This window comes from Kitasatospora sp. NBC_01300, assembly GCF_041435235.1.
GTDB lineage: Bacteria > Actinomycetota > Actinomycetes > Streptomycetales > Streptomycetaceae > Kitasatospora.
In genome coordinates this window covers 6,473,701-6,487,074 of record NZ_CP108408.1, presented here as the reverse complement: position 1 = coordinate 6,487,074, position 13,374 = coordinate 6,473,701, and the positions used below count along the sequence as shown (strand labels likewise).

At 72.5% G+C, this 13,374-nt stretch carries 11 protein-coding genes; 4 read left to right on the top strand and 7 right to left on the bottom strand.

Annotated features, from left to right (window positions below; translation table 11 throughout):
* Positions 1-14: 14 nt before the first annotated feature.
* Positions 15-1,787 carry an ABC transporter ATP-binding protein gene (locus OG556_RS28365; protein ID WP_371520999.1) on the bottom strand — a complete coding sequence of 591 codons (1,773 nt, stop codon included), beginning with the start codon at positions 1,785-1,787 and terminating at the stop codon, positions 15-17.
* A 64-nt stretch (positions 1,788-1,851) separates the two neighbouring features.
* Positions 1,852-3,624 carry an ABC transporter transmembrane domain-containing protein gene (locus OG556_RS28360; RefSeq protein WP_371520996.1) on the bottom strand — a complete coding sequence of 591 codons (1,773 nt, stop codon included), beginning with the start codon at positions 3,622-3,624 and terminating at the stop codon, positions 1,852-1,854.
* 471 nt (positions 3,625-4,095) lie between these two features.
* Here OG556_RS28360 and OG556_RS28355 point away from each other — a divergent pair, with 471 nt between their 5' ends.
* On the top strand, positions 4,096-4,959 hold the full coding sequence (locus OG556_RS28355) for an aldo/keto reductase (protein WP_063350106.1): 864 nt from the start codon (positions 4,096-4,098) through the stop codon (positions 4,957-4,959).
* A 242-nt stretch (positions 4,960-5,201) separates the two neighbouring features.
* Here OG556_RS28355 and OG556_RS28350 read toward each other — a convergent pair whose 3' ends face one another.
* Complete coding sequence (locus OG556_RS28350) at positions 5,202-6,098, bottom strand: MarR family winged helix-turn-helix transcriptional regulator (protein ID WP_244293510.1); 897 nt, start codon at positions 6,096-6,098, stop codon at positions 5,202-5,204.
* 375 nt (positions 6,099-6,473) lie between these two features.
* On the opposite strand from OG556_RS28350, the gene fabG reads away from it, so the two are divergent.
* A complete protein-coding gene (fabG, locus tag OG556_RS28345) occupies positions 6,474-7,241 on the top strand; it encodes a 3-oxoacyl-ACP reductase FabG (RefSeq protein ID WP_350875567.1) in 768 nt (255 codons plus the stop codon).
* A 231-nt stretch (positions 7,242-7,472) separates the two neighbouring features.
* Positions 7,473-8,240, top strand: a complete 768-nt coding sequence (locus tag OG556_RS28340; protein ID WP_371520992.1) for a phosphatase PAP2 family protein — start codon at positions 7,473-7,475, stop codon at positions 8,238-8,240.
* Between the two features lie 32 nt (positions 8,241-8,272).
* On the opposite strand, the gene OG556_RS28335 is transcribed toward OG556_RS28340, so the two are convergent.
* Positions 8,273-8,473: an I78 family peptidase inhibitor gene (locus OG556_RS28335; protein ID WP_063350104.1), complete on the bottom strand. Its 201-nt coding sequence runs from the start codon at positions 8,471-8,473 to the stop codon at positions 8,273-8,275.
* 77 nt (positions 8,474-8,550) lie between these two features.
* Between OG556_RS28335 and OG556_RS28330 the strand changes: the two genes are divergently transcribed.
* Positions 8,551-8,826: a DUF6343 family protein gene (locus OG556_RS28330; protein WP_371520989.1), complete on the top strand. Its 276-nt coding sequence runs from the start codon at positions 8,551-8,553 to the stop codon at positions 8,824-8,826.
* An 83-nt stretch (positions 8,827-8,909) separates the two neighbouring features.
* Here the strand turns inward: OG556_RS28330 and OG556_RS28325 are convergent, their stop codons facing one another.
* The 3 genes from OG556_RS28325 to hpnH all read right to left on the bottom strand — a co-directional run bounded on the left by OG556_RS28325 (position 8,910) and on the right by hpnH (position 13,374).
* Positions 8,910-10,319 (bottom strand): aspartate aminotransferase family protein, encoded by a 1,410-nt coding sequence (locus tag OG556_RS28325; protein ID WP_371520986.1) that lies wholly within the window; start codon positions 10,317-10,319, stop codon positions 8,910-8,912.
* Complete coding sequence (dxs, locus tag OG556_RS28320; protein WP_371520983.1) at positions 10,309-12,219, bottom strand: 1-deoxy-D-xylulose-5-phosphate synthase; 1,911 nt, start codon at positions 12,217-12,219, stop codon at positions 10,309-10,311. Before dxs ends, OG556_RS28325 begins: the two co-directional genes overlap by 11 nt.
* A gap of 126 nt (positions 12,220-12,345) precedes the next feature.
* A complete protein-coding gene (gene hpnH, locus OG556_RS28315; protein ID WP_350875557.1) occupies positions 12,346-13,374 on the bottom strand; it encodes an adenosyl-hopene transferase HpnH in 1,029 nt (342 codons plus the stop codon).

Below are 13,374 nucleotides of genomic sequence, written 5' to 3'. Positions count from 1 at the left end.
ACGGCGCCGGCCCGCTACCGCTCGTCCCGCCAGGAGCGCCAGAGCGCCGCGTACGGGCCGCCGGCCGCGACCAGTTCCGGGTGGCTGCCGTACTCGCTGATCCGGCCGCCCTCGACCACCGCGATCACGTCCGCGTCGTGCGCGGTGTGCAGCCGGTGGGCGATGGCGATGACCGTGCGGCCCTCCAGCACCCGGGCGAGCGAGCGCTCCAGGTGCCGGGCGGCACGCGGGTCCAGCAGCGAGGTGGCCTCGTCCAGCACCAGGGTGTGCGGATCGGCCAGCACCAGCCGGGCCAGCGCCAACTGCTGGGCCTGTGGTGGGGTCAGCACCGTGCCGCCGGAGCCGACCTCGGTGTCGAGGCCGTGCGGCAGCGCGTCCACCCAGCCGCCGGCGTCCACCGCGTCCAGCGCGGAGCGCAGTTCGGTGTCCTCGGCCCCCGGCGCGGCCAGCCGCAGGTTGTCCCGCAGGGTGCCGACGAAGACGTGGTGCTCCTGGTTCACCAGGGCGACCTCCGCCCGCACCCGCTCGGCCGGCATCCGCGCCAGCGCCGCCCCGCCGAGCGTCACGCTGCCGCGCCCGGGGGCGTAGATCCCGGCCAGCAGCCGCCCCAGCGTGGACTTGCCCGCCCCGGACGGCCCGACCAGCGCGACCCGGCTGCCCGGCGCGACGTCCAGGCTGATGCCGTGCAGGACGTCGGCGCCCTCCCGGTAGCCGAACCGGACGTCCCGGGCCTCGACCCGGCGGCCGTCCGGGTGACTGGACTCGTCGCCCTCGTGCTCCGGCACCTCGCGGACGCCGACCAGCCGGGCCAGCGAGGCCTGGCCGATCTGCAGTTCGTCGTACCACCGCAGGATCAGGTCGACCGGACCGGTCAGCATCTGCGCGTACAGCACCCCCGTGGTCAACTCACCGACGGTGATCCAACCCTTGAGGGTGAACAGCCCGCCGAGCAGCAGGGTGGCCAGCACCGCCGAGGAGTAGAACGCGTCGATGGTCGGGAACCAGACCGAGCGCAGCCACAGGGTGTAGCGCTCCCAGGCCAGCCACTCGCCCAGCTTGCGGTCCGTCAGGGCGATCCGCTGGTCGCCCAGGCGCAGCGTCTCCACCGTCCGCCCGGCGTCCACCGTCTCGGCCAGCACGGTGTTCACCGCGGCGTACCCGGCCGACTCGTTGCGGTAGGACTGCGGCGCGCGCTTGAAGTACCAGCGGGAGCTGACCAGCAGCAGCGGCAGGCCGACCAGCGAGGTGAGCGCGAGCAGCGGCGAGGTGACCAGCAGGGCGCCGATCACCAGCAGCAACGACACGATGGCGACGGCGAGTTCGGGAACGGCCTCGCGCACCGACTTGTCCAGCCGGTCGATGTCCGTGGTGCCCCGGGAGACCAGGTCCCCGGTGCCGGCCCGCTCCAGCACGCCGGTGGGCAGCGCGACCGAGCGGACCAGGAAGTCCTCGCGCAGGTCGGCCAGCACCCGCTCGCCGAGGACGGCACCGCGCATCCGGGACCAGCCGGTGAAGGCGGACTGCACCACCAGCGCCAGCAGGTACCAGCCGACCGCGACCGCGATGGTGGCCTCGGCGGTGCCGGTGGCCAGCGACTCGACCAGGCTGCCGAGCACCCAGGGGCCGACCAGCCCGGCCACGGTGGCCACCGAGTGCAGCCCCACCACCGCGGAGAACCCGCCGCGGTGGCGCCGGGCGAGCAGGCGCAGGTAGGCGCGCACGGCGGCCGGTGAGCCGACCGGCAGGGTGGTGGCCGGCCCCTGCTCCTCATGGACGGGGGGCTTCATGACGTGCTCCTCGGGTAGGCGGCGGGTCGGGCGGGACGGACGGCGCGGGTGCCCACGCGGCCGCTCATACCGGCTCCCCCACCGGTTCCGGCTGCTCCTCGCGGGTGACCACGGCCCGGTAGGCCGGCTCGGTCCGCATCAGGTCGCGGTGCCGCCCGGCCACGGCCGCCCGGCCGTCGCGCAGCAGCACCACCCGGTCCGCCTGGTCGAGCAGCAGCGGGCTGGTCGCGAAGATCACGGTGGTGCGCCCCGCCCGGGTGTCCCGCAGTCCGGTGGCGATCCTGGACTCGGTGTGGGCGTCCACCGCGCTGGTCGGCTCGTCCAGGACGAGGACCGGCGGGTCGGCCAGCAGCGCGCGGGCCAGGGCGAGCCGCTGGCGCTGCCCGCCGGACAGCGAGCGCCCGCGCTCGGTGATCCGGGCGAGCATCGCGTCGCCCTCGCACTCCGGTGAGCCGTCCACCAGGGCCTCCAGCACGTCGTCGGACCGGGCGGCGGCCAGCGCCTCGGCCACCGAGACCCGCCCCGAGGACGGGATGTCGAACAGCCCGGTCAGGGTGCCGGAGAGCAGCACCGGCTCCTTGTCGTGGACCAGCACCGCCGCCCTGGCCTCGGCCAGCGGCACCGCGTCCAGCTCCGTCCCGCCGAGCCGGACGGAGGGCTGCTCCGGCTCGTCGTCGGCGGCCGGGACGTGCCCGCCGAGCCGCCCGGCGAGCGCCCCGGCGAAGTCCGGGTCCCCGCAGACGACCGCGGTCAGCTCCCCGGCCCGCGCGGTCAGCCCGGTCGCCGGGTCGAACAGGTCGGCGCTCCCCGGCTTCTTCAGCGAGGCCTCGGCCACACCGCTGGTGCGGCTGAGCGAGAGCACCCGGACGGCGCGCCCCGAGGAGACCCGGGCGACGCTCCAGGCGTGCGCGGCCTCGCCCAGGATCCGCAGCGGCGCCGCGAGGAAGGCGGTGGCGCCGTACACGGCGATCAGGGCGCCGACGGCGAGTTCGCCCGCGGCCGCCTGCCGGGCGCCGTACCACGTCACCCCGATCACGAACAGGCCCGGCAACAGGACCTGTTGGGCCTGCATCAGCGACCAGAGCCGGGCCGATCGGACGGCCGCGGCCCGGACCTTCTGGGAGGCGGCCCGGTACCGGTCGAGGAACAGCTCCTCGCCGCCGATGCCGCGCAGCACCCGCAGCCCCGCCACCGTGTCGGCGGCCAGCTCGGTGGCCTTGCCGCCGAGCGTGCGCTGCTGCTCGTACCGCCGCTCGAACGGCCCGATCAGCGGCCAGACGGCGGCCGCCAGCACCGGGACACCGAGCAGCACCCCGACCCCGAGCACCGGTTCGACGACCAGCACGGCCGAGCTGACGGCCAGCCAGACGATCACCGCGGCCCGGACCCGGGCGACGAGTTCGACGTACCAGCCGATCCGCTCGACGTCCCCGCTGCCGACCGCGACGACCTCGCCGGTGGCGATCCGGCAGGACAGCCCGGCGCCCAGGTCCGAGGCCTGCCGGGCCACCAGCTGCCGCACGTGGCACGCCGCGTGGATCCAGTTCCAGACCGCCTGGCGGTGCAGCAGCACGGAACCGAGCGCGGACAGCACGGCGAGCGCCACCGCGAGGGCGCCGGCCCGCCAGATCCCGGCGGCCTCGCCGTCGACGGCGGCCTGCACGCCCCACCCGAGCGGTATCGGCAGCGCCGCCTGGCCGCCCATCTCCAGCAGCGCCCAGCAGGTGGCGAGCACCTGCCCGCGCCGCTGGCCGCGCTGGAGCCAGCGCAGGAAGGCCAGGGGTGAGGAGAGATCGGGACTGCCGGGGTCGGCCAACGGAAGGGGGGTGAGCAGCATGACGCTCCGATACAGGAGGGTGCGGGACGGTGCTGAGGGGTGCTGAGGAATGCGAACAGGCGTGAGCGGACAGGCATGAGCGGACACGCCGGGAGAAGGTCACGAGCCGGAGGCGCGGGTCTCGCGGCACGGCGGGCCCGGCTCGCGCGAACGGCGGAAGCCGGACGGCGGCGGGCGACAGCACGGCGCCTCGCACCGGCGGCATCGGCGCGTCCGGAGCGGCGCCGGACGGGACGGCCGGGCAGAGGCGGGAAGGGCACGAAGGGCCCGGATCTCAGGAGGTCATGGCCGCGAGCCTGCCAACCCCGATGTGATCCGCGCAACAGGTTTTTCCGCTACCCAGCCCCTGATTCCCCGCCACAGCGGGCCGCCTGCCCCGCAAGATTCCCCCGAACGGCGGGAACAATCACGCCCGGGTGCCAGTTGCCCCCTTCTGGAATCACACGGACGACCAGGAGGGCACCCCTTCCCGTGAGCAACATCCCCAACGTCACGCTGAACGACGGCGCGCAGATCCCGCAGCTCGGATTCGGCGTGTGGCAGGTCCCGGACGACGAGGCCACGGCCGCCGTCCGCACCGCGATCGAGGCGGGCTACCGCTCCATCGACACCGCGGCCATCTACGAGAACGAGGCCGGCACCGGCCAGGCGATCACCGAGGCCCTGGCCGGCGGCGTGGCCCGCGAGGATCTCTACATCACCACCAAGCTGTGGAACTCGGGCACCCGCGACTGGTCGGGCGAGCAGGGCCGCGACGCCGTCCTGCGCGAGTTCGACGCGTCGCTGGCCAAGCTCGGCCTCGACTACGTCGACCTCTACCTGATCCACTGGCCGCGCCCGAAGCACGGCAGCTACCTGAACGTCTGGAAGGCCTTCGAGCAGCTGAAGGCGGACGGCCGGGTCAAGTCGGTCGGCGTCTCCAACTTCGGGCCCGAGCAGCTCACCCGGCTGCTCGACGAGACCTCGGTCGTCCCGGTGCTGAACCAGGTCGAGCTGCACCCGTACTTCCCGCAGACCGAGCTGCGCGCCTTCCACGCCCAGCACGGCATCGCCACCGAGGCCTGGAGCCCGCTGGGCCAGGGCAAGGAGCTGCTCGCCGAGCCGGCGCTGGCGAAGATCGCCGAGAAGCACGGCCGCACGGTCGCCCAGGTGGTGCTCCGCTGGCACCTGCAGAGCGGCGTGATCGCGATCCCGAAGTCGGTCACCCCCGCCCGCATCCGGGAGAACCTGGACGTCGCCGGCTTCGAGCTGGACGCCGAGGACCTCGCCGCGATCGCCGGTGTCGCCACCGGCACGCGGATCGGTCCGGACCCGCAGGAGTTCGACTGGAACTGACGGCACCCGCCGTCCGACTTCTCTGACGAGCGGTCATGTCGAACGACCGCCCACCCCGATCAGGGGTGGGCGGTCTTCGGTGTGCCACGATCCGCCGTTGCCAACGAGCAGCGGCCTCCGGCAGCTCAGGCCACCAACGCCCTGAGCCGCCAACTCCTTGAACCGTCAACGCCTCAAGCCCTCGACACACCGGGCCTTCCGTACGTTGGCGAATCGTTTTGGCTGGCGCTCAAAGGATCCCTCTAGAGCCGCGCCGCCTTGCCGAGGAGCGCCAGCGCGGGCCCGTGCTCACTCTCGTCCAGCGGGGCGAGCAGCAGCCGCTGGACCTCGGCCACGCCGGCCGTCGAGCGGTGCAGCAGGTCCTGGCCCGCCGGCGAGAGCGACAGCAGGTTGCGGCGCCCGTCCGAGGGGTCGCGCCGGCGCTGCACCAGACCGCGGCGCACCAGCCGGCTGACCATCTCGGCCATCGTCGCCTTGTCCAGCGAGGCCAGCTCACCGACCGTGCGCTGGTCGGCGCCCGGTTCCAGCTCCAGCGCGTCCAGCACCGCGTACTGCGGAGCCGTCAGCTCCGCACCGACGTGCTCCGACCAGAGTTTGGTGTGCACCTGCTGGCCCACCCTGATCAGGTAGCCGATCGCCCGCTGCGCGTCCAGTATCGGCCGCGTGTCGGAGAACACGGCGACCGCGGCGGGCTCCAGCCTGGCTATCTTGGCCATCACCCGCACGATCTCCACCTGCTCCTCCGCCGTCAGCGGCTCGAACAGGGTGCGCTGCACGCGGACCACACCGCCGGTGGCCTCACGCACCGCCTGGGCACCGCTCTGCGAGAGCGCGAGCAGTTTTCGCCGGCCGTCGGCCGGGTCACGCCTTCGCAGCACCAAGCCGCGGCGGACCAGCCGCGCGACCATCTCCGCCATCGTCGCCTTGTCCAGCGAGGCTCGCTCGCCGACCGTCCGCTGGTCGGCACCCGGTTCGAGGGCCAGGACCAGCAGAACGGCGAACTGCGGAGCCGTGAGATCGGCTCCGACATGCTCGGACCACAGCCTGGTGTGAACCTGCTGTGCAACGCGAATCAGGTGTCCGGGCGACTGTTGCAGTCGCGCGGACACGCGGGTCGTCGGGATCTCCCCCAGCACCATGTATCCGTCCCGATGTCACACCCGGTGTGTGTGGGACACCCGGGTGGGGCAGTAACGGCGAGTGGGCGTCCAGCTATGAGGGAGGGCGCTCCAGCCGTGCAGCCGGTGGCTGCTGGCGGACACTATACAAACGGCGGGCCCTTGCTGGCAGGCAGGGGCGGATAGTAGACGCAGGTTCGGCAACATTGGCATATTTACGCGCCCGCCACGCCCTCTCGGTAACTCGTTCTCAGTAGAAAGCCGACCGGTCGGTCCTTACCGACCGTCACGTGCGGCTCTCCGACCCTGTTCGCCCTCCCTACTCGCGGGTAGGGTGTGGCCACCCTCCCCGGGGCGCTCCCCGCGGAGACCACCCCGAGAGAGACGAGAGCGCGCATGACCGAGCAGAGCACCGCCCCCCGGGTCGCCGTCGTCACCGGCGCCGCCCGCGGCCTGGGCGCCGCCACCGCCGTGCAACTGGCCGCCGACGGCTACGCCGTGGCCGTCCTCGACCTGGACGAGACCGCCGGGAAGGACACCGTCGACCGGATCACCGCGGCCGGCGGCCGGGCCCTGGCCGTGGGCGCCGACGTCTCGGACGCCGACCAGGTGCAGGCCGCCGTCGACCGGGTGGCCGCCGAACTCGGCGCCCCCGTCGTGCTGGTCAACAACGCGGGCGTGCTCCGCGACAACCTGCTCTTCAAGATGTCCGAGTCCGACTGGGACACGGTCATGAACGTCCACCTGCGCGGGGCCTTCCTGATGACCCGCGCGGTGCAGAAGCACATGGTGGACGCCGGTTTCGGCCGCATCGTCAACCTGTCCTCCTCCTCCGCCCAGGGCAACCGCGGCCAGGCCAACTACTCGGCCGCCAAGGCCGGTCTGCAGGGCTTCACCAAGACTTTGGCCATCGAGCTGGGCAAGTTCGGCATCACCGCCAACGCCGTGGCCCCCGGCTTCATCGCCACCGACATGACCGCGGCCACCGCAGCCCGGGTCGGCATGGACTTCGAAGACTTCAAGCGGGCTGCGGCCTCCCAGATCCCGGTCCAGCGGGTCGGTCTGCCTGAGGACGTCGCCCACACCATCTCCTTCCTCGCGAGCGAGGGCGCCGGCTTCGTCTCCGGGCAGGTGATCTACGTCGCGGGCGGCCCCCTCGACTGAGCACGGAACCTACACAGGGTTACCACGGAGTGGGAAGCCGGACTCGCCGGCCTCCCACTCCGTTTTCTTTACCGGGCCTTTTGCAGAATCATTCGAACACCACACTGGCATTCGATCCGAGAATCGCGGAAATCACTCCCCGGGCGGACCTCTCACCGCCAATTGTCGATTTCACGGGAAAATGACAAATCCCTCCGGAATAGCCCCGGCCGGATGGGTAAGGTCACCCCCGTGCAAGCCCCGAGTACCCCCGCGCCCTATCCCGACCAGGGGCCGGAGCAGCTCACCACCACCCACCGCGAGCGCCCGAGCCCCGAACGAGCCCACCACCGCGAGCCCGGCTGGCCGCCGATGAGCCGCCGCCAGGCCGCCCTGCTCGCCGTGACCTGCGTCGCCTACCTGCTGGTCCTGGCCGGTGTCCTGCTCAACACCGCCCTGGTCGACCTCGACTGGTCGGTCCGGCTGTTCCGCCCCTACGAACACTGGCCCAGCCTGGAACCGCTGCTCGACACCTGGGTGGTCGCCGGGCAACGCGGCCCCTCCGCCATCGCCGCCTTCGTCTGGCTCGGCTGGCGCGCGCACCGGCTGGGGCGGCTGCGCCCGCTGCTGGTGATGGCCGTCGCGCTGCTGCTGCTCAACGTCACGGTCGGCGCGGTCAAGATCGTCACCGGCCGGCTCGGCCCGCACTACGCCCAGTACGTCGGCTCGCCCGAACTGTTCTCCGGCGGCACCATCTTCCCGTCCGGGCACACCGCCAACGCGGTCGTCACCTGGGGCGTGCTCGCCTACCTCGCGGTCCGCTGGCGGCGCACCGGCGCGGTGATCGCCGCCGCCACCGCCTGCTCGATCGGCCTGACCACGCTCTACCTGGGCACCCACTGGGTCACCGACGTGCTGGCCGGCTGGGCCGCCGGACTGCTGGTACTGCTCTCGCTTCCGCTGCTGGAGCCACTGGTCGTCGCCGCCGAACAGCGGCTGTCCCGGCGGCCGGGCCACTGAGCCCGCACGCCACGACCACCGGGAGGGCGGCCCTACCCCTCCCAGCTGCGCTCGACCACGCCGTCGCGCACCGCGAGGTTGAGCCGGCCCTCACGGTGGTCCATGGTCATCATCGCCCCCGGCTCCAGCACCCGGACCGAGGCCCAGCCGTGCCGCCTGGCCAGCTCCCGGGCCCGTTCGATCCGCAGCCCCGCGTAGCCCTCGGCGTCCGCCGCCGCGTCCGACCCCGTCATCGCGTCTCCCCCGCTCTCCCCCACGGACGTACGCTGGAATCGTAGCCCCCACCCGCGCGGCCCGGAGGTGAACGGCCATGCGAACCACCACCCCGCGACGGCCGTGGCGCAGCGGCACCGAGCCGGCCACCGCCCGCAGCGACCTCAAGCTCCGCTACCTGCTGTCGCTCACCTTCACGCCGCTGTTCGCGCTCGCGACGGCGGGCTTCGCGATCTGGGCGGCGGCCTCCCCCGCCAACGGCGCCCCCAGCCAGGGGACCCTCACCGGCTTCGCGGTCGCCTGCGGTCTGCTCACCCTGTTCGCCACCGTCGATCTCGTCGTGGTCATCCGGCGCCGCCGGACCGAGCTCTGACACGGTGTCTCCCACGGAGTGGGAAGTCGGCCCGGCCGACTTCCCACTCCCGCACCGCCGCCGACCACGCGCCCGGAACCGGCTCAGCGGCTGCCGACCGCCTGCTTCACGAGCGTCCGCCCGAAGTCCCACATCAGCCCGCTCCCCCGGTGGGCGTCATCCATGATGTCGGTGAAGGCGTCCACGAACCGGTCGACGTCGCGCTCCGTGATGATCAGCGGCGGGATCAGCTTGATCACCTCCAGGTGGTCACCGGACACCTGGGTCAGGATCCGGTGCCGCTGGAGCAGCGGGACGACCACCATCTGGGCGAACAGCCCCTTGCGTGCGGCTTGCAGGGCCGTCCAACCGGTGCGCAGCTTGAGCGACTTGGGCCGGCCGAACTCGATGCCGATCATCAGCCCCCGGCCGCGCACCTCGGCGAGCAGCTCGTACCGGTCGACCAGCGCGGCCAGCCGCTCGCGCAACTGGTCGCCGACCTGACGCGCGTTCTCCACCACCTTCTCCTCGCGCATCACCTCCAGGGTCGCCAGTCCGGCCGCCATCGCCTGGGCGTTGGCGCCGAAGCTGGCCGAGTGCACCAGCACCCGGTCCATCGAGGAGTACACCTTCTCGAAGATCCAGCTCTTGCCGAGCGTCGCCCCGACCGGCACGTAGCCGCCGGAGAGCGCCTTGGCCGCGCAGACCAGGTCGGGCAGCACGCCCTCCTCGTGCTGGTAGGCGAAGAACTCGCCGGTACGGCCGATCCCGGTCTGCACCTCGTCGCAGATCAGCAGCGCCCTGTGCTCGTGCAGCAGGGCCTGCGCGGCGCGCAGCCAGCCGGGCGGCGGCGCCAGGACGCCCTTGCCCTGGATCGGCTCGACGATCAGGGCCGCGACGTCGCCGCGCCTCAGCTCCTTGGCCAGCGCGCCGAGGTCGCCGAGCGGGATCGCGGTGTCCGGCAGCAGCGGGTCGAAGCCCTTGCGGAAACCGCTCTCCCCGTTGACGGAGAGCGAGCCGGTGGTCAGCCCGTGGAAGGCGTGGTCGGCGTACAGGACGCGCCTGCGGCCGGTGGCGTACCGGGCGAACTTGAGCGCGGTCTCCACCGCCTCGGTGCCGCTGTTGCCGAAGAACACCCGGTCCAGCCCGGGCGCGTACGAGAGCAGCCGCTCGGCGAGCAGCCCGGGCAGCGGCGAGCAGTCGAAGCGGACCAGGTCCGGCAGGTCGAGGTCCATCACCTGCTGGACCGCCGACCGCACGACCGGGTGGTGGCGGCCCAGCGCGAAGATGCCGAAGCCGGCCAGCATGTCGAGGTACTCGTTGCCCTCGGCGTCGTAGAAGTACGGGCCCTTGGCGCGCTCGTAGTACTTGTCGAACCCGATGGTGTGCAGCATGCGCGGCAGCTGCGGGTTGAGGTGGCGGCTGTGCAGCTCGTACCGCTCGGCGCCGCGGTCGGCGATCAGCGCGGCGAGGTCGAAGCTGGCGGCGGCGGTGCGGTCGGGGTCAGCCGGCATGGCGCTGGTTCGCTCCTCGGTTCGGTAGCAGGTTCTTGGCGAAGACGGCGGTCTGCGCGGCGACCCCGGTGCCGGTCAGGCCGGTCTCCTCCAGGATCTCCCCGCGTGCGGCGTGGCCGAGGAACTCCTGCGGCAGGCCGAGCACCCGCACCGGCACGTCCACGTCGGCGTCGCGCAGCGCCTGGGCGACGGCGGCGCCGACGCCACCGGTGCGGCCGTTGTCCTCGACGGTGACGACCAGCCGGTGGGCGGCGGCCAGTTCCGGCAGGACCGGGTCGACCGGTTTGACCCAGCGGGGGTCGACCACGGTCGCGGTGAAGCCCTCCGCGAGCAGCAGCCGGGCGGCGTCCAGGCAGGCGGCGGCGGTGGTGCCGACCGCGACCAGGAGGATCTCCGACGGCCGGCCGGTGCGCAGCAGGACGTCCACCCCGCCGATCCGCTCGACGGCCGGCACGGCGGGCCCGATGGTGGCCTTGGGGAAGCGGACCACGGTGGGGGCGTCCGCGACCTCGACGGCCTCGCGCAGCTGGGCCCGCAGCTGGTCGGCGTCGCGCGGGGCGGCGAGCCTGAGGCCCGGGACGACCTGCAGGATCGACATGTCCCACATGCCGTTGTGCGAGGCGCCGTCGCTGCCGGTGACCCCGGAGCGGTCGAGGACGAAGGTGACACCGAGCCGGTGCAGGGCGACGTCCATCAGGACCTGGTCGAAGGCCCGGTTGAGGAAGGTCGCGTAGACGGCGACGACCGGGTGCAGGCCGCCGGTGGCGAGGCCGGCGGCGGAGGTGACGGCGTGCTGCTCGGCGATGCCGACGTCGAAGGTGCGTTCCGGGAAGGCCTTGGCGAAGCGGGCCAGGCCGACCGGTTGGAGCATGGCCGCGGTGATCGCCACCAGGTCGGGCCGCTCGGCGCCGAGCGCGACCAGCTCGTCGCCGAACACCGAGGTCCAGGAGACTCCGCCGCTGGGCGAGATCGGCAGGCAGGTGTACGGGTCGATCGGGTTGACGGCGTGGAAGCGGTCGGCCTCGTCCTGTTCGGCGGGCCGGTAGCCGCGCCCCTTGACGGTGAGGCAGTGCACGATGACGGGGCCGCCGAAGTTGCGCGCCTGGCGCAGCGCCTGTTCGACGGCGCCGAGGTCGTGGCCGTCGATCGGCCCGAGGTACTTCAGCCCGAGGTCCTCGAACATGCCCTGTGGCGCGAAGGCGTCCTTGAAGCCCTTCTTGGCCCCGTGCAGCGCGTCGAAGATCGGCTGGCCGACGAGCGGGGTGCGCTGCAGCGCGCCCTTGCCGAGGGCGAGGAAGCGTTCGTACCCCTGGGTGGTGCGCAGGGTGGCCAGGTGGTTGGCGAGGCCGCCGATGGTCCTGGCGTAGGAGCGCTCGTTGTCGTTGACGACGATGACCAGCGGCCGGTCGCGGGCCTCGGCGATGTTGTTGAGCGCCTCCCAGGCGAGCCCGCCGGTGAGCGCGCCGTCGCCGATCACCGCGACGGTGTGCCGGTCGTGCTGGCCGAGCAGTCGGGCGGCCTTGGCGAGGCCGTCGGCGTAGGACAGGGCGGTGGAGGCGTGCGAGTTCTCGACCAGGTCGTGTTCGGACTCGCCGCGCGAGGGGTAGCCGGAGAGCCCGCCCTTCATCCGCAGCCGGGAGAAGTCCTGGCGGCCGGTGAGCAGTTTGTGGACGTAGCTCTGGTGGCCGGTGTCGAAGACGATCCGGTCGTACGGGGAGTCGAAGACCCGGTGCAGGGCGATGGTCAGCTCGACCACGCCGAGGTTGGGCCCGAGGTGTCCGCCGGTGCGGGTGACGGCGTCGATCAGGAACGCGCGGATCTCGTCGGCGAGCAGCGGGAGTTCGGCCGCCGGAAGCTTTCGCAGTTCGGCCGGGGACGTGACGCTGGAGAGCAGTGACATGGGTACACCTCACGACTCGGAGTGGTGCGGCGGTGCCGCCGCCCGGCGGGAGCGGGGCCGGCCCGGGCGCGGGGCCCGGGCCGGACGGGGTGTCCTCGGGAGCGGCGGCGCGGTCGAACGACCGGCTCAGTGACCGCGGTTGGCGCCGATGGTCTCGGTGATGGCGCGCAGCGACTCCTTGAGCGAGCCCATGGTGGCGAGTACGGCGGTCGGCTCGTAGCCGCAGTGCGCCATGCAGTTGGCGCAGCGCGGGTCCTTGCCGCGGCCGTACTTGCTCCAGTCGGTCTTCTCGACGAGTTCGCGGTAGGTGGGCACGTAGCCGTCGGCCATCAGGTAGCAGGGCCGCTGCCAGCCGAACAGCGAGTAGTTGGGGATGCCCCAGGGGGTGCACTCGAAGTCGGCCTTGCCCTCCAGGAAGTCCAGGAAGAGCGGGCTGTGGTTGAGCCGCCAGCGGCTCCGGTTGCCGCCGGCGAAGGCCTTGCGGAAGAGCTCCCGGGTCTGGTCGACGCCGAGGAAGTGCTCCTGGTCGGGGGCCTTCTCGTAGGCGTAGGCCGGGGAGATCATCATCTCGTCGACCTTGAGCTCGTCGTTGAGGAAGTCCAGCACCTCGACGATGGTCTGCGGGGTGTCGGTGTTGAAGAAGGTGCTGTTGGTGGTGACCCGGAAGCCGCGCCGCTTGGCCTCCTTGATCGCCGCCACCGCCTCGTCGAAGGTGCCCTCCTTCGCCACCGACTCGTCGTGCCGCTCGCGCATGCCGTCGATGTGCACGGCGAAGGTGAAGTACGGCGAGGGCTTGAACTTGTCCATCTTCTTGCGCATCAGCAGCGCGTTGGTGCAGAGGAAGACGTACTTGCGGCGCTCGACGAGCTGGCGGACGATCTCGTCGATCTGCGGGTGCATCAGTGGCTCGCCGCCGGCGATCGAGACCATCGGGGCACCCGACTCCAGGACCGCGCCGACCGCCTGGGCCACCGGCATCCGCTGCTTCAGCACACCTGCCGGGTGCTGGATCTTGCCACATCCCTCACAGGCGAGGTTGCAGGCGAACAGCGGCTCCAGTTCGACGATCAGCGGGAACTTGTCCCGGCGCTTGAGCAGCTTCTGCTGCATGAGGTAGGTGCCGACCCGCACGGTCTGGCGCAACGGCATGGCCAT